Source organism: Nevskia sp., from assembly GCF_051860985.1.
GTDB lineage: Bacteria > Pseudomonadota > Gammaproteobacteria > Nevskiales > Nevskiaceae > Nevskia.
On sequence record NZ_JBIMKV010000003.1, the window covers coordinates 196,344 to 217,197 of the forward strand.

Genomic DNA, 20,854 nt, shown 5'->3' on the forward strand with positions numbered 1-20,854 from the left:
AATGTGGGTCAGGCAGCCGATTCGGGGCTGCCACCATCCGTCTCGGGCGGCATGGGCGCGGCATTGTCGTCGATTTCACCGCCAATCTCCGAGCCTGCCGCTGCCTCCGGCTCCGGCTCGATGCGGTCGAGGCCGACCAGCCGGTCGCCCTCGCTGGGCCGGGCGATGCGCACGCCCTGGGTGTTGCGGCCGAGCTGCTTGATCTCGCTGGCCTTGACCCGGATCAGGTGGCCGGCGTCGGAGATCAGCATCAGCTCGTGACGGTCGTTGACGTCGAGCGCGCCGAGCAGCTTGCCGCTCTTGTCCGACAGCGCCTGGGCGATCACGCCCTGGCCGCCTCGGCCTCTGAGCGGGAAGCCGCTGATCGCCGTGCGCTTGCCATAGCCGTATTCGGAAACGGTCAGGATGTCGCCGTCCTGGGCTACCAGCAGCGCGATCAGCCGCGCGCCGTTGCTGACCGGCTCGGCAGTGTCGACATCGCCCTCGGTCTCGACCACGGCTGCATCGTCGTCATCGCCGGCACCGCCCTTGACCACCAGCCGCATACCGCGCACGCCGGTGGCGCCACGGCCCATCGGGCGCACATCGCGCTCGTTGAAGCGGATCACCCGGCCGGCGTCGGAGAACAGCAGCACGTCACTGTCACCGGAGGTCAGCACCACGCCGATCAGCTCGTCGTCGACTCTGAGGTCGACAGCGATGATGCCGGCGGTGCGCGGCCGCGAGAAATCTTCCAGCGGCGTCTTCTTGACCGTGCCGCCACGGGTGGCCATGAACACGTACTGGCCGGTGTCGAAGCGCTTGATCGGCAGCACGACACTGATCCGCTCGCCGTCTTCCAGCGGCAGCAGGTTGTTGAACGGCTTGCCCTTGGCGCCCGAGCCGCCGGTCGGCAGCTCGAACACGCGCAGCCAGTACATGCGGCCACGCGAGCTGAAGCACAGCAGCCAGTCGTGCGAGTGCGCGACCCACAGGCCGTTGACGTAATCGTCTTCCTTGGTCGCCGCCGCCGTGCGGCCGCGGCCGCCACGCTTCTGCACCTGGTACTCGGCCAGCGGCTGCGCCTTGACGTAGCCGGCCTTGGACAGGGTCACCACCATGTCCATCGGCGTGATCAGGTCTTCGCGGTTCAGGTTCAGCGCGAAGTCGGTGATCTCGGTGCGGCGCTCGTCGCCGAAGTTGTCCTTCACTTCCAGCAGCTCAGCCCGGATCACGCCGAGCAGGCGCGCCTCGCTGCCGAGGATGTCCATGTAGTCGAGGATCGCCTCGAGAATGGCGCGGTACTCGTCGTGGATCTTGTCCTGCTCAAGACCCGTAAGGCGCTGCAGGCGCAGGTCGAGAATGGCCTGGGCCTGGGCGTCGGACAGCCGGTAGCCGCCGTCGACCATGCCGAACTCGCGATCCAGACCCAGCGGCCGCGAAGCATCAGCGCCGGCGCGCGACAGCATGTCGGCGACCTGCCCGGCCTTCCACAGACGGCCCATCAGGCCGGCCTTGGCTTCGGCGGCGTTCGGGCTGCGGCGGATCAGCTCGATCACTTCGTCGATGTTGGCCAGCGCCACGGCCAGACCTTCGAGGATGTGGGCACGATCGCGCGCCTTGTTGAGCAGGTACTGGGTGCGGCGGGTCACCACTTCGCGGCGGTGGCGCAGGAAGATTTCCAGCAGCGCCTTCAGGCCCAGCGTCTTCGGCTGGCCGTCGTCGAGCGCGACCATGTTGATGCCGAACACGGTCTGCAGCTGGGTCTGCTGATACAGGTTGTTGAGCACCACCTCGGCGTTTTCGCCGCGACGCAGCTCGATGACCATGCGCATGCCGTCCTTGTCGGACTCGTCGCGCAGGTCGGTGATGCCCTCGATCTTCTTTTCCTTGACCAGCTCGGCGATCTTCTCGATCAGCCGTGCCTTGTTGACCTGGTACGGCAGTTCGGTGGTGACGATCGCCTGGCGATCACCGCCGCGCTCGAAGTCCTCGAAATGAGTGCGCGCGCGCAACACGATGCGGCCGCGGCCGGTCTCGTAGGCTTCCTTGAGACCCGCGGCGTCGAGGATCAGGCCGGCGGTCGGGAAATCCGGCGCCGGCACCAGCTTCATCAGCGCGTCGAGATCCATGTCCGGGTTGTCGATCAGCGCCACGCAGGCATCGATCACTTCGGACAGGTTGTGCGGCGGAATGTTGGTCGCCATGCCCACCGCGATGCCGCTGGAGCCGTTGACCAGCAGGTTCGGAATGCGGGTCGGCAGCACCGCCGGCTCCTGCTCGGAACCGTCGTAGTTCGGCACGAAATCGACGGTGTCCTTGTCGATATCGGCGAGCAGTTCCATCGCGATCTTCGACATCCGCACTTCGGTGTAACGCATCGCCGCCGCGCGGTCGCCGTCTACCGAACCGAAGTTGCCCTGACCGTCGACCAGCGTGTAGCGCAGGGAAAACGGCTGCGCCATGCGGACGATGGTGTCGTAGATCGCCGAGTCGCCGTGCGGGTGGTACTTACCCATGACGTCGCCGACGATGCGCGCCGATTTGCGGAACGGCTTGTTGTAGTGGTTGCCCTGGTCGTTCATCGCGTACAGCGAGCGGCGATGCACGGGCTTCAGGCCATCACGGGCGTCGGGCAGCGCACGGCCGACGATCACGCTCATCGCGTAATCGAGGTAGGAGCGCCGCATCTCGTCTTCGAGATTGACGGACAGGATTTCTTTGGCGAATTCGGACATTCGAAAAGGCGTGTTCGGGCAGCTTGAGTCGAGGCGCCGGTGGCGGGTTCGCGGCCGGAAGCGGAGGCCCAGCGGCGTCCGGATCGACAAGCCTGCTTACCTGCCAGCAGACGGGCAGTTCACGTCGCGATTTTAGCAGCTAAGCGCCTGCAAGGCCCGCATTTGCGCCCTGCGGCGCGTGAGGTGGTTTCCCGTCAGGGGGAAAGGGTGGCGTCAGCACGGCCCAGATCGACAAATCTGCCAGCCGCCGGCGCCGTCATCGCCGGCCGGCCGGGGCTCACTGGCCCCGGAAGCCGGGCTTTTCGCGCGCCAGTACCGACTGGATCGCAGCCCAGGAATCCTCGGTGCGCGCACAACGGGCAATCGCCCGCGCTTCCAGCTCCAGCTGCGCTTCCAGCGGCTGCTCGCTGCTCGACAGGAACAGCCGCTTCATCTCGCCATAGGTGCGGGTCGGACCATCCGCCAGCTTGCGGGCCAGCGACTCGGCCTCCGCTTCGAGGTCGGCATCGTTGACAACCCGCGACAGCAGCCCGTGGCCGAGCGCCTGCTCGGCGGTCCAGTGCTCGTTGAGCATCACGAAGTCCGCCGCCTTGCGGCTACCGACCCGGCGCGGCAAGTACCAGGTGCCGCCGGAATCGCTGACGAAGCCGATCGCGTTGAACGCCGCATAGAAGCTGGCCGAACGCGCGGCAATGGCGAAATCGGCCATCGCGGTCAGCGATACCGAACCGCCGGTGGCCAGCGCGTGCACGGCGATCACCACCGGCGCATCGGCGCGCGCCAGCCGCGACACCGCCATGTGCAGGTCGGCGGTCGCCGCCTTCAGATGGCGCGGCAGAAGCTCGCGCTCGCGACCCAGCCATTTCAGATCGGCACCAACGCTGAAGTACTTGCCTTCGGCGCGGATCAGAACCGCGCGCACCGCCGGGTTCTCGTCACAGTCGATCGCGGCTTCGCAAAGCTCGGCGCAGAAGCGCTGATCGAAGGGATTGCCGCGTGCCGGCTGGCACAGGGTGATCCGGCCGATGCCGTCGCCAATCTCCAGCCGCACTGCGCGCTCGCTCATCGGGTCCTGCTCCTATCGGGTGCTGGCAGCAAAGCGCTGGCGCAGCTCGGTCTTGATCACCTTGCCGTTCGGATTGCGCGGCATGAGGTCGATCAGATGCAGTTCGCGCGGCAGCTTGTAGCGCGCCAGCCGGCCGTCGACGAAGGCCAGCACGTCGTCGAGCGTCAGCGTCTGCGCCGGCTTCAGCACCGCGATCACCAGCACCCGCTCGCCCCAGCGGACATCCGGCGCGCCGATCACCGCAACCTCGGCGATCGCCGGATGTTCGTAGAGCAGGCTTTCGATCTCCGCCGGATAGATGTTCTCGCCGCCCGAAATTATCATGTCCTTGACCCGGTCGCGGATCGTGTAGAACCCCTCCGCGTCGCAGCTGGCGACATCGCCACTGCGAAACCAGCCATTGGCGTCGACGCAGGCGGCGGACACTTCCGGCAGCCGCCAGTAACCCTGGATCACGTTGCCGCCGCGCATGCAGATCTCGCCGGGCACGTCGGGCTCGGTGATCGGCCGGCCATCGAAGTCGATCAGCCGCACTTCGCTGAGCATGCCGGCGCGGCCGCAGGAGCCGAGCTTGGCCAGCGCCCGGTCGGTTTCCAGGAAGGTGACGCCGGAGGTCGCCTCGGTCATGCCATAGCACTGGCTGACCGGGATGTTCCGCGTCGCATACAGCCGCAGCAGCGGCTCCGGCACCGGCGCGCCACCGGCCACGATCAGCCGCAGGCTCGAAAGGTCGGCATCGGCGAACGCCGGATGCTGGCTGGTGAACAGCATCATTGCCGGCACGGCAAAGCACACGGTAACCCGCTCGCGCTCGACGCTGCGGATGAATTCCAGCGCATCGAAGCCCTTCTGCAGCACCACATGGCCGCCGGCCAGCAGGGTCGGCGTCAGCACCACGCAGAGACCGCCGACATGGAACAGCGGCGCGTTGGCCAGGGTCACGTCGCGCGAGGTGAAATCGTTGGCCAGCAGCCAGTTCAGGTTGTTGGTCCACAGGTTGCGATTGCTGAGCATCGCGCCCTTGGGACGCCCGGTGGTCCCCGACGTGTAGATCAGCAGCACCACGTCGTCGGGCTGGCCATCGACCGCCGCCACGGGTGTCGCCCCAGCCGCCAGCAGCGCCGGCAGCGACTGCCAGTCCGCGGTGGCGGCATCGTCATCGGCAGCCAGGAAATGCCGGCAGGCCAGACGCTCGCGCACCGCGTCGATCAGCGGCCGATGCGGCGCATCGACGATCAGCAGCGCCGGCTCGGCATCCTCGATGATCTGCTGCAGTTCGCGGCTGGCGAGTCGGAAATTCAGCGGCACCAGGATCGCGCCGATCCGCGCCGCAGCGTACAGCGCGAACAGGATGCCCGGGTGATTGAAGCCGAGGTAGCCGATGCGGTCGCCGCGGCCGATGCCGAGTGCGGCAAACACGTTGGCCCGCCGCTCGATCTCGGCCTGCATCTGCGCGTAGGACCAGGTCCGGCCCTCGAAGCTCAGCGCCGGCCGCTGTTCGGCACGGAAGGCACGGCGCCGGAAGCTTTCGGCGAGGCATTCCGGATCGATGCTTGATACGTGCTTCATCGCGTCTCCCCTGCACCACCGCGACGGTCAGCCGGCCGCGCCGTGCGCCCCAGGCGCGCAGCCGGCCGGTCTGCCACCACGTTCTAGTTGCCTGCCGCTGCTGCCGCGCGATCGAGGTCCTGATAGTAGTCGGAGAGGATCTTGGCCACTTCCGGACGCGAGAACTCCGGCGGCGGCGCGATGCCCTTGCCGAGCATTTCGCGCACCTTGGTGCCGGACAGATTGATGAAGTCGTCCGGAGTGTGCTCCGGCGCTTCGCGCATCATCACCACCTTGTTCAGCTTCTTGCTCCACGCCGTGTTGTCGGCGCCGAAGATCTGGATTTCCAGCGCACCGGCGGGCACCGAATCGAAGATCGTCTGTGCATCGAACGGGCCGTAGTAGCTGCCCACGCCGGCATGATCGCGGCCGACGATCAGGTAGTTGGTGCCCATGTTCTGACGGAAGATCGCGTGCAGCACCGCTTCGCGCGGGCCGGCGTAGAGCATGTCGAAGCCGTAGCCGCAGACCATCACGGTGTTCGGTTCGAAGTACAGCTCGACCATCTTGCGGATCGCGGCATCGCGGACGTCGGCCGGAATGTCGCCGGCCTTCAGCTTGCCGAGCAGCATGTGGATGACGATGCCGTCGGCGTTCAGGCGCTCCTTGGCCATCCGGCACAGCTCTTCATGAGCGCGGTGCATCGGGTTGCGGGTCTGGAAGGCCACCACCTTGTTCCAGCCGCGCTTGGCGATTTCGTCGCGGATCTCGACCGCCGTGCGGAAGGTGTCCGGAAATTCGGCAGGGAAGTAGCTGTAGTTGAGCACTTCGATGTTGCCGGAAAGCAGCGTGTTGCCCAGCGTGGTGAAGGTGGCGACACCCGGATGCTTCGGATCGAGCGTGCCGAAGATCTTCTCCGCCATCAGGCTGATCTGCTCGGCGCTGACCGCTTCGACCGCCGCGACGTCCATCACCGCCAGCACCGGGTGGCCTTCGACGTTCGGATCGCGCAGCGCGATGCGGCTGCCGGCCTTGATCGAGCTGTCCAGCGTCAGGTTGACGATCGGCACCGGCCAGAACAGGCCGGCCGTCGTCTTCATGTGCTCGGCGACGCTGAGCGCGTCGGCCAGGTTCATGTAGCCGGTCAGCGGATTGAAGTAGCCGGCGCCGAGCATCACGGCATTCGCCGCAGCGGCGGAGTTCAGCAGCAGCGACGGCAAGCGGGCCGCTTCGGCGGCGACGGCAGCGCGGCGGGCCTCATCGGCGACATACAGGGGGTTGAGCACAGCGGAGCCGTGAGGCTTGATCATCACAATCGTTCCTGGAGCGGGGGGAATGGCGCGGAATCCGGACGCGAATGATGCCGCAAGCAGCGGGCCAAGCGCAGACGGATGATCACCCGCAGGCGCCGCCGGCCGCTTTCACGGCGGCAGCCGCTGCCGATCGAGGGCCGCGAGCGCCAGCGGCGCCGATGCCGGCAGCGGCCAGTTTAGGCCCAGTCCAGGCAGCTCGATGCAGTCATTGCGGACCGCGCCACGCTGCAGGCGCACCGGGTCGTCGATCAGCCGGCGGAAGCGGCGTCGGTGATCCCGGAAGCGATCGTTGCTGACGATGCAGCCGCTGCGGTCGCGCGCCATGCGCAGCAGCACAGCATCGGCACTGCGTCCGGACGGCACCACGGTCACCGGCCAGCCGCCGGCGAGCAGCTGCGACCAGACCTCGGCGTCGTCACGCAATTGGTACGGCGCGCTGGCATCGAACACCAGTTCTGCCCCATGCCCCGCCGCCAGCGCACCCGCCAGCACGGCCAGCGGCAGGCGCAGGCCGGGCGGCGCTCCGCACCAGTAGGCCACGTTCAGGGCATCGATCAGCAGCGGCATGCGTCGCGGAATCCGGGTTGGCGCGGGCAAACTGCCACAAGCGCGATTCCACCGCAGCGAGACCGACGAGATGCTGGATGCCGACACCCAAGCGCACTACCGCGAACTTGCCGCGCGGCTGGCGCTGCACTGCCGAACCACGCGCTGCCCGCTGATCGGTCTCAACGGCGCGCAGGGTTCTGGCAAGAGCACGGCCGCCGCGTTCCTGGCCGCCGAACTGGCCAGTCGCCACGGCCTGACAGCTGCCGTGCTGTCGATCGATGACTTCTACCTGCCGCGCGCTGATCGCCAACGCCTGGCTACGCAGGTGCATCCGCTGTTCATCACCCGCGGCGTGCCGGGCAGCCACGACGTGGCGCTGGGAATGGCCACGCTGCAAGCCGTTCGAGCACTGGGCGCCGGGCACCCGCTGGCCCTGCCCCGCTACTCCAAGGCCGACGACGATCGGTTGCCGGAAACCCGCTGGCCGGGCCTGGAGGGCCCGGTCGACCTGATCCTGTTCGAGGGCTGGTGCGTCGGTACGCCGGCGCAGGACGGCGCAGCGCTCGACACGCCTGTCAACGCACTGGAAGCGGACGAAGACCGAGACGGCCGCTGGCGCCGGCGGGTCAACGCCCAGCTGGCCGGCCCCTATGCCGAGTGGTTTGCCGGTCTCGATGCACTGATCTACCTGCAGGTGCCGAACTTCGACGCCGTCCATCGATGGCGCTGGCAGCAGGAGCAGGACACCGCGCGATCAGCCGGCAAGAAGGCAGCCGGGCTGCAGACGCCGGAGCAGCTCGCCCGCTTCATCCAGCACTACCAGCGCCTGAGCCAGCACGCGCTCGATGTGCTGCCGGATCGCGCCGACGTGGTGATCCGGCTGCGCGACGATCACGGCGTCGAAGCCGTCCGCTATCGCTCCGGCTGAGCCGGGCCGCATGCCCCGCCGCAAACGAAAAAGCCCCTGTAGACAGGGGCCTTGTCGTTGCCGGCGAACCAAGGCCGGTCTTTAATTTGGCGGAGAGAGCGGGATTCGAACCCGCGATACGGTTTGACCCGTATACACGCTTTCCAGGCGTGCTCCTTCAACCACTCGGACATCTCTCCGTTTTCTACAAACCTTGCCGCGTCGCGGCGCACGCATTCTATCGGAAAGGTGCGGACTCAGGGCGTCGGCGGCGTCGGATCCGGTGCCAGGACCAGCACCGGAGGCTGGTCCAGGCAGCGCAGCTGGGACTTGGCCGGATTCGCCGGATCCGGCACGTAATAACCGAAGGTCACGGAGTCGACCTTGACGTCGGGCACCTTCAGGGCTGTGCTCGGGGTCGCGACGGTCAGGCCTTCCGGCGCCTTGATCGGCGTGATCGACGGCGCGTTTTCGTAGGCCTGCGGCGCCTTGCAGTAGGCATTGGTGGTGCAGCCGCTGGCGAGCACAGCCGCCAGCAGCAGGCCGGCGGCGATGCCACGGCGCAGGCCGGCTGTCTGCTTCATTCGTTCGCGGGTCGACATCAGAGCGCTCCTGCCGCGCGCAGGCTGTCGCGCACGAGGTTGACGTGATCGGGGTTCATCGGCACCAGCGGCAGGCGGATGCCACCGCGAATCCGGCCCATTGCCTCCAGCGCCCACTTGGCGGGAATCGGATTGGGATCGAGGAACAGATTCTTGTGCAGCAGCGTCAGCCGGCTGTCGATCATGCCGGCAGTCGCGGCATCACCGGCGATGGCGGCCACGCACATCTCGTGCATCAACTTCGGCGCGACGTTCGCGGTCACCGAGATATCGCCGTGAAAGCCCAGCAGCATCGATTCCCGGGCCGTGGCGTCATCGCCCGTGTACAGCGCGAAATCCTTCGGCAGGCCCAGCGCCAGCAGTTCACGAACGCGGGACAGCTCGCCCTTCGCTTCCTTGATGCCGACGATGTTCGGGAGCTGCGCCAGCCGCGCGACGGTGGCCGGCAGCATGTCGCAGCCGGTGCGGCCTGGCACGTTGTACATCACGATCGGCATCGCCACCGCTTCGGCGATCGCCTTGAAGTGGCGATACAGGCCTTCCTGCGGCGGCTTGTTGTAGTAGGGCGTGACGATCAGGGCGGCATCGGCGCCGGCATCCTTGGCCAGCCGAGTCAGTTCGATGGCCTCGGCGGTCGAATTGGCACCGGTGCCGGCCAGCACCGGTACCCGCTTGGCAACCACCTCGACGACCTTGCGGACGACGGCGATGTGTTCGTCGACGCTGAGCGTGGCCGACTCGCCGGTGGTGCCGACTGCCACGATGGCGTCAGTACCTTCGGCGACGTGCCATTCGACGAGCGCGGCGAGCGCGTCGAAATCGACCTCGCCAGCAGGCGTCATCGGCGTGACGATCGCGACTATGCTGCCCTTGATCATGCGGAGTTGGGTGCGGGTGGCTAAACTGCGATTATAACGGAACAAGGTCAGCGGCCCGCCGGGCCTGACGGACCGACCGCTCCATCTCCTGACTCCTGCACCCCCGCATACGTTCCCGCGCAATGGCCGTTCCCGAAAACCTGCTGTCGATCTCCGTCCTGGGCCAGCCACGTCCGCAACTGGCGCTGGAATTGTTCAAGGCGATCCGCGAGCGCGGCGGTGAAGTCGAGGATTGCCGGATCGCCCCGATCGGCGACCGCCTGACGGCCAACCTGGTGGTGTCCGGCAACTGGAGCGCGCTCGGCCGGCTGGAAACCGCACTGCCGGGGATCGCCGAAAAGCTTGAACTGCAGGTGCGCTTTCAGCGCTGCAACATGCGCGAGCAAAACCCGGAGTTCCGTCCCTACGCCGCCGACGTGATCGCCCCGCAGCAGCCGGACCTGCTGGTGCACCTGCTGGAGTTCTTCCACAGCCAGGACGTGCAGGTGGCCGAGATGTCGACCCAGAAGTACCAGTCCACGCACACCGGCGCCGGCATGGTCAGCGTGCAGATGGTGCTGCACGTGCCAGTCAACCAGCATCCGCAAGCGCTTCGCGAGTCGTTCATGGACCTCTGCGACGACCTTAATGCCGACGGCATGCTCGACCCGATCAAGAGCTGACCGGGGGCCGAACAAGGCGTGATTCTTGCGGTCTTGAAACCGGCAAGTCGGGTGTAGTCTGATCGCCAGCAGACCCACCTTTTCACATCGAAACCCACGAGGACCCGCTGCATGAGTCTGAGCACTGGCGACACGATTCCCGATCTCACCCTGCCCGCCAGCGGCGGCAAGACGGTGAAACTGGCGAAGGATTACAAGGGCAAGAAGCTGGTCGTCTACTTCTATCCGAAGGACAACACGCCCGGCTGCACCGTCGAAGGCAACGAATTCACCGCGCTGTACCAGGACTTTGTCAGCGCCGGTGCCGATATCGTCGGCGTGTCGAAGGACAGCGTGAAGTCGCACGACAATTTCTGCACCAAGTTCGGCTTCCCGTTCCTGCTGCTTTCGGACGGCGACGAAGCCATGTGCAACGCCTTCGGCGCCATCGTCGAGAAAAGCATGTATGGCAAGAAATACATGGGCATCGACCGCTGCACGTTCCTGTTCAACGCTTCAGGCAAGCTCGTCAAGGACTGGCGCAAGGTCTCCGCCAAAGGCCACGCGGCCGACGTGCTGGAGGCGGTGAAGGCCCTCTGACGCTCTTGCCGGACTCCCTCAAAGCATCCCCTGAGCCGACGCGCGATCCATCGCGCGTCGGCTCGTCTGTTTCATGTCCCGGAAACCGATGAAAAAGAAGATCTTCGTGCTCGACACCAACGTGCTGATGCACGATCCGAGCTGCCTGTACCGATTCGAGGAGCACGACATCTACATCCCGATGGTCGTGCTTGAGGAACTCGACAACGGCAAGAAGGGCACCAGCGAAACCTCCCGCAACGTGCGCCAGGTCAGCCGCATCCTGGACGGGCTGATGCACGGCAAGGATCACGCGCAGATCGAGAAAGGGATTCCGCTGCCGAGCACGCTGAACAAGGGCAGCAACGGTAATGGCCACGGTGGAGGCACACCGACGGCACCGGCCTCGGGCCGGCTGTTCTTCCAGACCCGGCCATCGGCCGCCGCGCTGCCGGAAATGCTGCCGGGCAACAAGCCGGACAACAACATCCTGCTGGCGGCGCTGGCGCTGCAGATGCAGCACCCGTCGCGGCCGATCACGCTGGTGTCGAAGGACATCAACCTGCGGATCAAGGCGGCGATCGTCGGGGTCCATACCGAGGACTACCACAACGATCAGGTGCTCGACGACCTCGATCTGCTGTACTCGGGCTACGCCAAGCTGCCGGACGATTTCTGGACCACGCACGGCGAGAAGATGGACAGCTGGCAGGACGAGCGCGGCCGCGCCTGCTACAAGGTCAGTGGGCCGAAGGTCAAGGAATGGCACGTCAACGAATTCCTGTACCTGCCGGACGACGTCGAACGCGGGCTCGAACTGACCGTCCAGGCGCTCGACGGCGACAGCGCCAAGTTGCATGTGATCCGCGACTATCGCGCCGGGAAGACGCCGGTCTGGGGCATCCACGCCAAGAACCGCGAACAGAACTTCGCGCTCAACCTGCTGCTCGATCCGGACGTCGATTTCGTCTCGCTGCTCGGCGCCGCCGGCACCGGCAAGACGCTGCTGGCGCTGGCGGCCGGCCTGGCCCAGACGCTCGACGAACCGCGCTACCGCGAAATCATCATGACCCGCGTCACCGTGCCGCTCGGCGATGACATCGGCTTCCTGCCCGGCACCGAGGAGGAAAAGATGACGCCGTGGATGGGTGCGCTGATGGACAACCTCGAAGTGCTGACCCAGACCAGCAATGCCGGCGACTGGGAACGCGCAGCGACCAACGACCTGCTGTCGAAACGGATCAAGATTCGCAGCCTCAACTTCATGCGCGGCCGCACCTTCCTGAACCGCTTCATCATCATCGACGAGGCGCAGAACCTGACCGCCAAGCAGATGAAGGCGCTGATCACCCGCTGCGGGCCGGGTTCGAAGATCGTCTGTCTCGGCAACCTCACCCAGATCGACACCCCGTACCTGTCGGAAACCACGTCCGGCCTGACCTATGTCGTCGACCGCTTCCGCGGCTGGCCGCACGGCGGCCATGTGACCCTGGCGCGTGGCGAACGCTCGCGTCTGGCAGCATTCGCGTCCGACATCCTCTGAATCAGGAAACACCACCATGCTCAAGGGACTTGCCCGCGGCGTGAAAGACGGCGCGCTCGCGCTGTCGCTGAAGGCCTATGTCAACGACAAGCTGTCGGCCTATGGCGAGATCGTCGACGTCACCATCGACACCGCCGTGAACCGCCTGACCGCGCGCGCGATGCTGAAGGGCGAGCGCGATCCGGTGACCGTCACCGTCGAACGCTACGAGATCGAATCCGAAGGCGAGGAACGCTTCATCAAGCTGAAGACCTTCACCTCCTCGCGTTCCTGGCTGACCCAGCTGCTGAACAAGCTGCTGGCCGACAAGCGCTACAAGATCCCGACGGCGGTATCGAAGCTGCTCTGATCACGTTCCATGCCGGAACTGGCGGACGTATTGACGCCGACGCTGGCGGCGCTGTGCGGGTTCGCGTTTCTGGCTGGCTTCATCGATGCCGTGGTCGGCGGCGGTGGCCTGATCCAGCTGCCTGCGCTGTTCGTGCTGATGCCCGAAACCGCGCCGGCGGTGCTGCTCGGCACCAACAAGTTCGCGGCGATCTGGGGCACTGCGAGCGCCACGCTGACCTATGCGCGGCGCGTCGCGATCGACCGCCCGCTGGTGCTGCCCGCCGGCCTCGCGGCAGCGGCCTGCTCGTTTGCCGGCGCCCGTGCCGTCAGCGCGATGGGCGACGCCACACTGAAGCCGCTGCTGCTGGTCCTGATGGCGGCGATGCTGCTCTACACGCTGTGGAAGAAGGACCTCGGCGCCCGGCATGCGCCGACGCTGCCACCGCCGCGGCAAGCCCTGGCCGGCGTGGTGATCGGCGGCGCAGTTGGTTTCTATGATGGCTTCTTCGGCCCTGGCACCGGCAGCATCCTGATCTTCGCCTTCGTCGGCCTGTTCGGCTTCAGCTTTCTGGCGGCATCGGCGTCGGCCAAGGCGGTCAACACGATCACCAATGTCGCGGCTCTCGGCTGGTTCGTATCCAGCGGCAGCGTGCTCTACAGCTGCGCGATCCCGATGGCGGTGTTCAACGTCGCCGGCGCCCTGTGCGGCGCGCGGCTGGCGATGGCGCGTGGCAGCGGCTTTGTCCGCCTACTGTTCGTGGTGGTGGTCAGCGCGCTGATGCTGCGCTTCGGTCGCGACATCATCGGCGGCTGACCGCGCCTCAGGCGCAGACCTCATCGAACGCCAGCACCTCGCCGATCGTCGATCGCTGCAGCAGCAGCATCAGCAGACGATCGACCCCGATCGCGACGCCGGCGCAGTTCGGCAATCCGTGTGCGAGTGCCGCGATCAACGCCTTGTCGTACGGCGGCACGGTTCGCCCATCGGCAGCCCGACGCGCCTGATCGGCCTCGAAGCGACGCCGTTGCTCACCGGCATCGGTCAATTCGTGGAAGCCGTTCGCCAACTCGATGCCGCGCCAGAAAATCTCGAACCGCTCGGCAACCGGAGGGTCATCGGCACGAATCCGTGCCAGCGCGGCCTGCGAAGCCGGGAAGTCGTACAGGACCAGTGGCGCGTCCTGACCGAGCTGCGGCCCGACGACATGGCTCATCAGCAGATCCAGCAGAAAATCGCGCTGCTGTCCTTCATCGCCGACCGGCAGCGCCAGTTCCCGAACCGATGCCGGCAAGGCCCCGCGCAGGCTCGTGAGCGGCGCCTGCCAAGGATCAACCTTGGCGTGCTGCAGAAATGCCTCGCGGTAGCTCAGACGCATGCAAGCCGCCGACGCTGCGCCGAGCGCCTGCAGAAGCGCATCGCATTCGTCGATCAGCTGCTGGTGGTCCCAACCAGGCCGATACCATTCCAGCAAGGTGAACTCGGCGTTGTGATAGCGGCCGCGTTCGTCAACCCGAAATACGCGCGCCAGCTGCCAGATCGGCCCGCTGCCGGCGGCCAGCAGACGCTTCATCGCGAACTCCGGGGAGGTCTGCAGCCAGCGTCCGTCCTGGGTGACGAAACTGTCGATCTGCGGATCGACGGTAGCGGCCCGCGACAGCACCGGAGTCTCGACTTCCAGCACCTCGCGCGCCTCGAAAAATGCCCGGATCCGGCGCAGCAGGCCGGCACGCTGGCGCAGGGTTTCGAGGCTGGCCGATGGCCGCCAATCTTGCAGTTCGGCAGGCCTTGGTTTCATTGACGCACTATGGGGTGAATGTTATAAACCGACGCTATCGGATTCACTGATATTGAACCGATTTTACGTCCCCGGAGCGCATTGCAGGAGAAGCTGGTGGCCATCAAAAAGACTGCGACGAAAGCCAAGCCTGCCGAAAAATCGGCATCCAAGCCGGCTTCCGGCTCCAAAGCGGTCAAGGCGGTCAAGAAGCTGATCGAGAAGATCACGGCCAAGTCGCCTCCGGCCGCCAAGAAAGCTGCCGCCAAGGCGCCTGCAGCCAAGAAGGTCGCTGCCTCCGCTCCGGTGAAGAAAGCGGTCGCCAAGAAGGCTGCGGTCAAGAAGGCCGTCGTCAAGAAAGCAGCCGCGAAGAAGGCGGTTGCCAATAAGGTGGCAGCCAAGCCGGTCGTCGCCAAGAAAGCGGCAGCGAAGCCGGCCGCCAAGGCGGCCTCCGTGGAAAAAAAAAAGCCGTAAGTAGTCAGAAGCCAGGTACCAGCCCCGAGCCGCCAGTCGACAACAGTCCCGCAGCCGGACGTCCCGCCATCAACCGAGCCGTCGCCGTAAAAAACTCAGCCGCCAAACCGGCGACCCCCACGGTCACCGACAAGCCCGCACGTCCTGCACGCGCGCCGAAAGCCCCTGCTGCCACGATGAACAATGTCGTGAACCTCACCGACGACGACATCCGCAACATGTCGGACGATGAGTACATGAATGATGTGCAGATCGAATTCTTCCGCCAGCGCCTGCTGAAGATGCGCGAGGAAGTCCTCGCTCGCGAACTCGACGTCAAGGAACGCCTGCATCAGCGCGAAGTGTTCGCTGACCCGGCTGATCGCGCCACCGCCGAGGAAGAGCACTGGCTCGACCTGCGCCTGCGCGAGCGCGAATCGATGCTGCTGCGGAAGATCGACGAATCGATGCGCCGCATCCGCGACAAGGAGTACGGCTACTGCACGAAAACCGGCGAGCCGATCGGCATCCCTCGCCTGCTCGCCCGTCCGACCGCCAGCGTCTGCGTGGACGTCAAGGGCCAGGACGAGAAGGTCGAAACGCACTTCCGCGATCGCTCGTAACCGCGAGTTCGGTGATCACGCGGCGCCGGATCGAAGCCCGATCCGGCGCCGCGTTTTTGTTGGGCGCTTCGGCGATACAATCCGGCCCGCGCGCCCGTGGCGGAATCGGTAGACGCCCGAGACTTAAAATCTTGTGACTTCGGTCGTGCCGGTTCGATTCCGGCCGGGCGCACCAGCTAAGGCACTGCAGCACCTTTCCAAGCCATGCCCCGGTAGCTCAGTGGATAGAGCGACCGCCTCCTAAGCGGTAGGTCGCAGGTTCGATTCCTGCCCGGGGCAAACCTGCATCCCTGCAATCAGGTTCGGACGCGTGTACGGCCTGCTTCCAGGCTGTCTCTTCATGCCGCCAGCCGCAACGCTCGTCGCGTGCCGCGCCGCAGGTGCGTGCGATGGAGCGTCAATTGGGAGCATTGCGCGCAACTGCGGAAGCAGTTGCCCCCCGGAGAGCGGTCGAGCCCTGCGAGTGACTGGATCATCGGCTGAAGACGATGCCGTCGATCGGTTCCAGGCAACCGTTCGCAATTGTTCATTCAAGCGCAGCGCTGACCTGCCGATGGCGAATCCATCTTCCAAGGGATTGCTGCCATGCCTCGTTCGACCTCGCTTGCCATCGCCATGCCGGCTGTTTCCCTGCTGATGCTCGGGCTGTCGCTCGGCGCGCCTGCACAGGCAGCGAATCCGGACCTGGGACCGTCGGAGATTCCGGAAACGACTTCCTTCGTCGCCGACGTGCCCGTCGCTTCCGGCGGCGGTTCGGCGCAGGCCGCTGAAGACGGCATCGCCCGCGCGCTGCAGTTCGCCAGCATCCAGCAGACCGGCGATCACAACACGGCGTCGATCAATCAGGTCGGGCTCGCCAATCAGGCGACGATCCTGCAGTCCGGGCACGACAACAGCGCGAGCATCGTGCAGATCGGCAGCGGCAATGTCGCCTTCATTTCCCAGAGCGGACACTGAGATCCTGACGCAGGCTGGTTGCAGCGGCGGGTAGCTGTCCGCCGTTCAGCGCACCGATTCGCAGTAGGCAGCGCTGCCGTTGCACAGGAACAGTTCGCGCGCCTGCGGGCCGTCGAAGCTCATCGAGCGGATCAGCGGATCGCTGCCCGGTTCGGTAAAGCTGCGCAGCGTCAGGCTGTTGACCGCCGCGACGTTGCCATCGGGATTGCTCTGTACGATGGTCAGATCGGTGCCGCCATGCTGGCTGATGTCGGCGACGTTGAACGCATCGCGCTGGCGCAGATCCAGCCGGTTGCCATTGCCCTGCTGATCGACCGTCGCCCGGTTGTCGTCGCCCTGCTGCACCAGGTTCACGTAGTTGCTGCTGCCGGTCTGGTTCAGCACGGTCACGAAATTGCGCTGGCCGGCCTGGGTGATCACCGCGTGGTTGTCGTCGCCGTCCTGCGTCAGCCGGGCGCTGTTGTCGTCACCGAAACCCTGCGCGATCAGGCCCAGGTTGCCGCTGCCGCGCTGCTCCAGTTCGGCGCGGTTCCGCACGCCTTCCAGCTGGTCGATCATCGCGAAGTTCACGTTCTGGTCGACATAAGCCAGCTGCGCTTCCAGATCGCGCTGCTGGTCGTCGCGGCCGTTGTTGGTCGTGATCCAGTCATGCTGGGCGGACTGCGCCTCGCTGATGCTGCCCGGCTGCAGCGCAGCGACAGGCGCACTGAGACTGCCGGCGATCAGCAGCAGCCCAAACCGATCAAGCAGGCGGCACGCGCGTTTCATCGATCCTCCCGATCCACCGAATGGAAGGATTCCTGCGGCGTCGCCGGCGTGGCGCTGCGCCGGGCCGCCGTCGGCCGGGACCGGGATGCCGCCTCTGCCGCCGGCTTGTCGACCGACTCAGGCGTAGACGCGGCGGGAGCCGGTGCAGCTGCAGGGGCTGATGGCGCGGCCGGACGACGATCGTCGGTGTCATCGGCGGCCGGAACGCGGGTGCCGGTCACCGCCTGATCGGCCTGCGCGCGGCGGGCGCGACGCTGGGCAGCGTCCTGCGCATCGGCCTGGGCCAGCTTGCGTTCGTTGTCGGCACGAGCGCGTTCGGCGACTTCGATCCGCCGGCCGTTCAACTCGGCCAGCGTCCGCTGGATCACCGGGTTGGCGAGGTCGCGGTTGTCGGCCAGATCCCAGCTGCGGCGAACCACACCTTCGACGATCACCGACAGCAGCGCCTGCTGGATCGCTTCCTGGATCGCCAGCTGGATCGGCTCGTTGTAGGTGTAGCCGGCCTCCGCCTCCAGCAGTTCGCGGAAACCGATGAAGCGATAGACCCCCGGCTGAATCTGGGTGGAGTAGACCGTCTTGGTCGTCGAAATGGAGTGCAGCACGCGGCCATTGCTGGTGTCGATGGCGCGCAGGTTCACGGTGACCTGATCCTTGCGGTACTGCTCGGACGCACCGATCCCCAGGTACTTCACGCCGAGACCGCCGGTGGAGACGTTGAAGTCGTAGCCGACGATGGCGCCCTGCAGCAGCACCCGGGCCGGCATCAGCGACGGCAATTCTGCGCCGGTGCCCGGCCCGACACTGCCCTTGGCACCGGACTTGTCGTCCGGCTGGTCGATCGCGCGCAGGATCTTGCGCTCGGTCAACAGATCCTGGAGGCCTTCGCGCTCCACCGCAGTGAACCAGCCGGAATCGTTCATCGCCTTGACCAGCATCGACGCCCCGCCCTGGCTGACGGCGGTCGACAGCGAACTGTCGGGCGCCTGCTTGTACTGGCCGGTCTGGTCGCGGAACGCATACACGGCCGCCGGAATGCGTCCCTTCGGCCGCGGCAGGCTGATCAGATCATCGGTCAGGTTGGTCGCCGGTTCGAGCGAGGCGCGACGGAGCGTGGTTTCCGGTCGCGTGCCGAGCGGGCCGCAGGCGCTGACAAAGACGCAGGCGAGGACAGCGGCGAGTACCGAATTGCGCATGGAAAGCTTCTGGGCAGAGACCTGAAAAACGACAAGCGGCTCCCCCGGCCATCGCCGGGGGAGCGCTGCAAGGAACAGCTTGACGCGATGCCTTACGGCACGAGGTGCTGATAGACGCTGGCGTAGTTGCCGGTGTTGATGTCGGCACCTTCGCCGGCATTCGACTGGTAGACGAAGGCCACCGCCTGCGTCGCGCCATCCAGCAGACCCGACTGGTCGACCACCGACACGTTGCCGTCACCGTTCTGATAGACGTACGAGGTATTGAAGCTGCCGGCCTGGTAGGTCTGCGCGACGTTGAAGCCGCCGACCTGCGCGATCAGCGAGAACTCGTCGCTCGGCGCGCCTTCGTCGCCGGTGTACTGGAACGATTCGGCGGCGTTGTTGCCGACCGCGCTGCTGCCGTCGTTCTGCAGGATCGCCGAGCTGTTGCGCTGGCCCTGCTGGCCGATCTGCGCGTACGAATTGGTGGCCGACTGGATGATCGCCGCCAGGTTCAGCGCCACGTCGCTGCCATCGAAATCGTCATCGACGTCGATGTCGCCGGTGCCGGCGTTCAGGTTGCTGAACTCCAGATGGGCGCCCTGGCGGATGAACGCCAGATTGCCTTCGCTGGTGCTCGGCTCGGCGAACAGGCCATCGCCGACGGTGACGTCGGTCAGGCCGCTGACCAGCAGTTCGCCGCCGCTGAAGGTGGCGAGCACTTCGGTGTCGAGCACCGCGTCATAGAACGTCGAGGCGACCACGCCATCGGCGGTCGGCGCCACGTAGGTGGCGCTGTCGTTGGCCGGGATGCCCGAGTCGCTGAGCAGCGAGTTCTGGTTCGGGATGATCGAGTCGGCGACATCGCTGGTCGACTGCACGATGATCGCCTGCGACTCCGACTGGCTGTCCTGCAGGATGATGCCGTAGTTGTTCGAGGCCTGACCGAGCAGCTCGTAGGTGTACGGCGTGGCGCCGGTGAAGTTGTCGTCCGGCTGGACCAGCACCGGATCGAGGAAATCGTTGGCGCCGGTGATGCCACTGAGGATGTCGGTTCCGGCGTTGGTTGCCGCCAGGCCGGTGGAGTCGACGGATACGCCGCCGTCGCCGGTCTCGATCACGCCCTGGATCACGGCCGCGTAGTTCAGCGAATCGCTGGCGTCGTCGACGCCGTCCTTGCTGTCGCTCTGGATGATGGCAGCCGCCTGCGGCAGGCCTTCGTTCAGCACCTGGTTGATCGACGCCGTGGCGCCGGCTTGGTCGTACTGGTAGATGACCGCTTCGGAAGCGGTGTCATCGGCGATCGCGGGCACCGCGAACATCGCGCCCAGCACCACCGCAATTGCATTCTTCTTCAACATGGAGTTCTCCCGGAATGAAACCTGATCAATGACGTCGTGCTGCTCGTTGTCGCTTACGGATCGGTGGTGCTGCCGATTTCAAACGTGCTCGTTTGACCTGTGGTGCGATCAGTGGTGGTGACGGTCACGGTGCCGCCGTTGTCCACCACGGTGATGATGTAGTCCTGGGTTTCGACGGTGCCGGGTATCAGTCCACCGTCGACGCCGACGATCTTGGATAGCACCGCCGACTGGACTCTGCTCAGGATCGCGTTCTGTAGATTCTGTTGAAAATTGGCCAGCCGGTCGGCAGGGCTCAGCTTGCGCACCGGAGCCGTGTAGTTGTTCTGTGACTGCGCCTCGTTGAGCAGCACGGTGCCGTTCAAAGGATTGCCGCCGAACGATGGGTTGACCGGCTGGTAGACCAGCGGCCCGGCCAGTGCGGCACCCGCCGCCACCAGGCTTGCTGCGATGACCACGACGACACTCAGCTTCTTCATGCAAGGTCCACGTCAATCCAGAATCGTTGGTTGCCGGCGCTAGCGGAATTCGTCCGCGCCCAGATCAGGGTCGACCAGCTGCCGGTCGAGTTCGGCCGACATCAGCGACTGGAACACCGCTGCCGAGGCATCCCGCCCCGCCCGCTCGGCCGCACGCGCGTTGATGCCGATGTAGCGCTGGAACATCACCACGCCGTTCCGCAGCACCGAGATCTGGCTGACCGTGCGCCCGGTCGGGCGCTCGCGCATCACCAGCGTGTAGACACCATTCGGGTCATAGGCCTGCCAGGCCGATGCGAACGCGGTGAAGAACTGATTGCCGGCGAACGTTCTTGTCTCGTTCAGCAGCAGGCCCGGAATGTCGATATCCGCAGCCCGCAACGGCCTCGACATCGACAGGCCCAGCACCAACCCGATTCCCCATCCCCACTTCATGGCTCTACTCGATGCATTTCGGTGACGGGAGCCGATCCACTGCGCGCTTCACTCCACCCGATCTGTTGAAGGAAATGTAAACGCGCTCTGTTTCACCACCGTGGCAATTTGACGAAATAACGGCGCGCCAATCCGCTGGCGCGCCGTGTCCTGCA

At 65.9% G+C, this 20,854-nt stretch carries 22 protein-coding genes and 3 tRNA genes; 11 read left to right on the forward strand and 14 right to left on the reverse strand.

Annotation, left to right across the window (positions count from 1 at the left end; genetic code table 11):
* Positions 1 to 8: 8 nt before the first annotated feature.
* The 5 genes from gyrA to ACTIGJ_RS04540 form a co-directional block, all read right to left on the reverse strand.
* Complete coding sequence (gene gyrA, locus ACTIGJ_RS04520; protein WP_439639092.1) at positions 9 to 2,717, reverse strand: DNA gyrase subunit A; 2,709 nt, start codon at positions 2,715 to 2,717, stop codon at positions 9 to 11.
* A 277-nt stretch (positions 2,718 to 2,994) separates the two neighbouring features.
* Complete coding sequence (locus ACTIGJ_RS04525) at positions 2,995 to 3,783, reverse strand: enoyl-CoA hydratase/isomerase family protein (protein WP_439639093.1); 789 nt, start codon at positions 3,781 to 3,783, stop codon at positions 2,995 to 2,997.
* A gap of 12 nt (positions 3,784 to 3,795) precedes the next feature.
* On the reverse strand, positions 3,796 to 5,352 hold the full coding sequence (locus ACTIGJ_RS04530; RefSeq protein ID WP_439639094.1) for an acyl-CoA synthetase: 1,557 nt from the start codon (positions 5,350 to 5,352) through the stop codon (positions 3,796 to 3,798).
* 83 nt (positions 5,353 to 5,435) lie between these two features.
* The gene (gene sat / locus ACTIGJ_RS04535) at positions 5,436 to 6,641 is read right to left on the reverse strand and encodes a sulfate adenylyltransferase (protein WP_439639095.1); all 1,206 of its coding nucleotides are present in this window, start codon (positions 6,639 to 6,641) and stop codon (positions 5,436 to 5,438) included.
* Between the two features lie 111 nt (positions 6,642 to 6,752).
* The gene (locus ACTIGJ_RS04540; RefSeq protein ID WP_439639096.1) at positions 6,753 to 7,211 is read right to left on the reverse strand and encodes an NYN domain-containing protein; all 459 of its coding nucleotides are present in this window, start codon (positions 7,209 to 7,211) and stop codon (positions 6,753 to 6,755) included.
* A gap of 70 nt (positions 7,212 to 7,281) precedes the next feature.
* On the opposite strand from ACTIGJ_RS04540, the gene ACTIGJ_RS04545 reads away from it, so the two are divergent.
* Positions 7,282 to 8,121 (forward strand): kinase, encoded by an 840-nt coding sequence (locus tag ACTIGJ_RS04545; protein WP_439639097.1) that lies wholly within the window; start codon positions 7,282 to 7,284, stop codon positions 8,119 to 8,121.
* A gap of 87 nt (positions 8,122 to 8,208) precedes the next feature.
* Here ACTIGJ_RS04545 and ACTIGJ_RS04550 read toward each other — a convergent pair.
* From ACTIGJ_RS04550 to dapA, 3 genes are all read right to left on the reverse strand, one after another.
* Positions 8,209 to 8,300, reverse strand: a tRNA-Ser gene (locus ACTIGJ_RS04550).
* Between the two features lie 57 nt (positions 8,301 to 8,357).
* Positions 8,358 to 8,702, reverse strand: a complete 345-nt coding sequence (locus ACTIGJ_RS04555; protein WP_439639098.1) for a hypothetical protein — start codon at positions 8,700 to 8,702, stop codon at positions 8,358 to 8,360.
* Complete coding sequence (gene dapA / locus ACTIGJ_RS04560; protein WP_439639099.1) at positions 8,702 to 9,580, reverse strand: 4-hydroxy-tetrahydrodipicolinate synthase; 879 nt, start codon at positions 9,578 to 9,580, stop codon at positions 8,702 to 8,704. The genes ACTIGJ_RS04555 and dapA overlap by 1 nt, the downstream gene beginning before the upstream one ends.
* A gap of 122 nt (positions 9,581 to 9,702) precedes the next feature.
* On the opposite strand from dapA, the gene ACTIGJ_RS04565 reads away from it, so the two are divergent.
* The 5 genes from ACTIGJ_RS04565 to ACTIGJ_RS04585 all read left to right on the forward strand — a co-directional run bounded on the left by ACTIGJ_RS04565 (position 9,703) and on the right by ACTIGJ_RS04585 (position 13,487).
* Complete coding sequence (locus tag ACTIGJ_RS04565; RefSeq protein ID WP_293002163.1) at positions 9,703 to 10,242, forward strand: glycine cleavage system protein R; 540 nt, start codon at positions 9,703 to 9,705, stop codon at positions 10,240 to 10,242.
* 111 nt (positions 10,243 to 10,353) lie between these two features.
* Positions 10,354 to 10,821 carry a peroxiredoxin gene (locus ACTIGJ_RS04570; protein ID WP_439639100.1) on the forward strand — a complete coding sequence of 156 codons (468 nt, stop codon included), beginning with the start codon at positions 10,354 to 10,356 and terminating at the stop codon, positions 10,819 to 10,821.
* Between the two features lie 88 nt (positions 10,822 to 10,909).
* Positions 10,910 to 12,343: a PhoH family protein gene (locus ACTIGJ_RS04575; RefSeq protein ID WP_439639101.1), complete on the forward strand. Its 1,434-nt coding sequence runs from the start codon at positions 10,910 to 10,912 to the stop codon at positions 12,341 to 12,343.
* Positions 12,344 to 12,359: 16 nt separating this feature from the next.
* A complete protein-coding gene (locus ACTIGJ_RS04580; protein WP_439639102.1) occupies positions 12,360 to 12,692 on the forward strand; it encodes a hypothetical protein in 333 nt (110 codons plus the stop codon).
* Positions 12,693 to 12,701: 9 nt separating this feature from the next.
* Positions 12,702 to 13,487: a sulfite exporter TauE/SafE family protein gene (locus ACTIGJ_RS04585; RefSeq protein WP_439639103.1), complete on the forward strand. Its 786-nt coding sequence runs from the start codon at positions 12,702 to 12,704 to the stop codon at positions 13,485 to 13,487.
* A 7-nt stretch (positions 13,488 to 13,494) separates the two neighbouring features.
* Here ACTIGJ_RS04585 and epmA read toward each other — a convergent pair whose 3' ends face one another.
* Positions 13,495 to 14,469 (reverse strand): EF-P lysine aminoacylase EpmA, encoded by a 975-nt coding sequence (gene epmA, locus ACTIGJ_RS04590; RefSeq protein WP_439639104.1) that lies wholly within the window; start codon positions 14,467 to 14,469, stop codon positions 13,495 to 13,497.
* Between the two features lie 81 nt (positions 14,470 to 14,550).
* Here epmA and ACTIGJ_RS04595 point away from each other — a divergent pair, with 81 nt between their 5' ends.
* From ACTIGJ_RS04595 to ACTIGJ_RS04615, 5 genes are all read left to right on the forward strand, one after another.
* Positions 14,551 to 14,922 carry a histone-like protein 2 gene (locus ACTIGJ_RS04595; RefSeq protein ID WP_439639105.1) on the forward strand — a complete coding sequence of 124 codons (372 nt, stop codon included), beginning with the start codon at positions 14,551 to 14,553 and terminating at the stop codon, positions 14,920 to 14,922.
* Between the two features lie 176 nt (positions 14,923 to 15,098).
* Positions 15,099 to 15,524, forward strand: a complete 426-nt coding sequence (gene dksA / locus ACTIGJ_RS04600; protein WP_439639106.1) for an RNA polymerase-binding protein DksA — start codon at positions 15,099 to 15,101, stop codon at positions 15,522 to 15,524.
* A 90-nt stretch (positions 15,525 to 15,614) separates the two neighbouring features.
* Positions 15,615 to 15,699, forward strand: a tRNA-Leu gene (locus ACTIGJ_RS04605).
* 31 nt (positions 15,700 to 15,730) lie between these two features.
* Positions 15,731 to 15,803, forward strand: a tRNA-Arg gene (locus ACTIGJ_RS04610).
* A gap of 306 nt (positions 15,804 to 16,109) precedes the next feature.
* Positions 16,110 to 16,481 (forward strand): hypothetical protein, encoded by a 372-nt coding sequence (locus ACTIGJ_RS04615; protein ID WP_439639107.1) that lies wholly within the window; start codon positions 16,110 to 16,112, stop codon positions 16,479 to 16,481.
* A gap of 45 nt (positions 16,482 to 16,526) precedes the next feature.
* On the opposite strand, the gene ACTIGJ_RS04620 is transcribed toward ACTIGJ_RS04615, so the two are convergent.
* The 5 genes from ACTIGJ_RS04620 to ACTIGJ_RS04640 form a co-directional block, all read right to left on the reverse strand.
* Positions 16,527 to 17,249 (reverse strand): hypothetical protein, encoded by a 723-nt coding sequence (locus ACTIGJ_RS04620; protein ID WP_439639108.1) that lies wholly within the window; start codon positions 17,247 to 17,249, stop codon positions 16,527 to 16,529.
* Positions 17,246 to 18,442 (reverse strand): CsgG/HfaB family protein, encoded by a 1,197-nt coding sequence (locus ACTIGJ_RS04625; RefSeq protein ID WP_439639109.1) that lies wholly within the window; start codon positions 18,440 to 18,442, stop codon positions 17,246 to 17,248. The genes ACTIGJ_RS04620 and ACTIGJ_RS04625 overlap by 4 nt, the downstream gene beginning before the upstream one ends.
* Positions 18,443 to 18,534: 92 nt before the next feature.
* Positions 18,535 to 19,785 (reverse strand): hypothetical protein, encoded by a 1,251-nt coding sequence (locus ACTIGJ_RS04630; protein WP_439639110.1) that lies wholly within the window; start codon positions 19,783 to 19,785, stop codon positions 18,535 to 18,537.
* Between the two features lie 53 nt (positions 19,786 to 19,838).
* Entirely contained in the window at positions 19,839 to 20,264 is a 426-nt protein-coding gene (locus ACTIGJ_RS04635; RefSeq protein ID WP_439639111.1) for a curli assembly protein CsgF, read from the reverse strand.
* 39 nt (positions 20,265 to 20,303) lie between these two features.
* The gene (locus ACTIGJ_RS04640) at positions 20,304 to 20,699 is read right to left on the reverse strand and encodes a CsgE family curli-type amyloid fiber assembly protein (RefSeq protein ID WP_439639112.1); all 396 of its coding nucleotides are present in this window, start codon (positions 20,697 to 20,699) and stop codon (positions 20,304 to 20,306) included.
* Positions 20,700 to 20,854: the final 155 nt, after the last annotated feature.

Bases quoted from the DNA above. Each gene is read 5' to 3' on its own strand.
- gyrA (WP_439639092.1), bottom strand. From the start codon at position 2,717: ATGTCCGAATTCGCCAAAGAAATCCTGTCCGTCAATCTCGAAGACGAG.
- ACTIGJ_RS04525 (WP_439639093.1), bottom strand. From the start codon at position 3,783: ATGAGCGAGCGCGCAGTGCGGCTGGAGATTGGCGACGGCATCGGCCGG.
- ACTIGJ_RS04530 (WP_439639094.1), bottom strand. From the start codon at position 5,352: ATGAAGCACGTATCAAGCATCGATCCGGAATGCCTCGCCGAAAGCTTC.
- sat (WP_439639095.1), bottom strand. From the start codon at position 6,641: ATGATCAAGCCTCACGGCTCCGCTGTGCTCAACCCCCTGTATGTCGCC.
- ACTIGJ_RS04540 (WP_439639096.1), bottom strand. From the start codon at position 7,211: ATGCCGCTGCTGATCGATGCCCTGAACGTGGCCTACTGGTGCGGAGCG.
- ACTIGJ_RS04545 (WP_439639097.1), top strand. From the start codon at position 7,282: ATGCTGGATGCCGACACCCAAGCGCACTACCGCGAACTTGCCGCGCGG.
- ACTIGJ_RS04555 (WP_439639098.1), bottom strand. From the start codon at position 8,702: ATGTCGACCCGCGAACGAATGAAGCAGACAGCCGGCCTGCGCCGTGGC.
- dapA (WP_439639099.1), bottom strand. From the start codon at position 9,580: ATGATCAAGGGCAGCATAGTCGCGATCGTCACGCCGATGACGCCTGCT.
- ACTIGJ_RS04565 (WP_293002163.1), top strand. From the start codon at position 9,703: ATGGCCGTTCCCGAAAACCTGCTGTCGATCTCCGTCCTGGGCCAGCCA.
- ACTIGJ_RS04570 (WP_439639100.1), top strand. From the start codon at position 10,354: ATGAGTCTGAGCACTGGCGACACGATTCCCGATCTCACCCTGCCCGCC.
- ACTIGJ_RS04575 (WP_439639101.1), top strand. From the start codon at position 10,910: ATGAAAAAGAAGATCTTCGTGCTCGACACCAACGTGCTGATGCACGAT.
- ACTIGJ_RS04580 (WP_439639102.1), top strand. From the start codon at position 12,360: ATGCTCAAGGGACTTGCCCGCGGCGTGAAAGACGGCGCGCTCGCGCTG.
- ACTIGJ_RS04585 (WP_439639103.1), top strand. From the start codon at position 12,702: ATGCCGGAACTGGCGGACGTATTGACGCCGACGCTGGCGGCGCTGTGC.
- epmA (WP_439639104.1), bottom strand. From the start codon at position 14,469: ATGAAACCAAGGCCTGCCGAACTGCAAGATTGGCGGCCATCGGCCAGC.
- dksA (WP_439639106.1), top strand. From the start codon at position 15,099: ATGAACAATGTCGTGAACCTCACCGACGACGACATCCGCAACATGTCG.
- ACTIGJ_RS04615 (WP_439639107.1), top strand. From the start codon at position 16,110: ATGCCTCGTTCGACCTCGCTTGCCATCGCCATGCCGGCTGTTTCCCTG.
- ACTIGJ_RS04620 (WP_439639108.1), bottom strand. From the start codon at position 17,249: ATGAAACGCGCGTGCCGCCTGCTTGATCGGTTTGGGCTGCTGCTGATC.
- ACTIGJ_RS04625 (WP_439639109.1), bottom strand. From the start codon at position 18,442: ATGCGCAATTCGGTACTCGCCGCTGTCCTCGCCTGCGTCTTTGTCAGC.
- ACTIGJ_RS04630 (WP_439639110.1), bottom strand. From the start codon at position 19,785: ATGTTGAAGAAGAATGCAATTGCGGTGGTGCTGGGCGCGATGTTCGCG.
- ACTIGJ_RS04635 (WP_439639111.1), bottom strand. From the start codon at position 20,264: ATGAAGAAGCTGAGTGTCGTCGTGGTCATCGCAGCAAGCCTGGTGGCG.
- ACTIGJ_RS04640 (WP_439639112.1), bottom strand. From the start codon at position 20,699: ATGAAGTGGGGATGGGGAATCGGGTTGGTGCTGGGCCTGTCGATGTCG.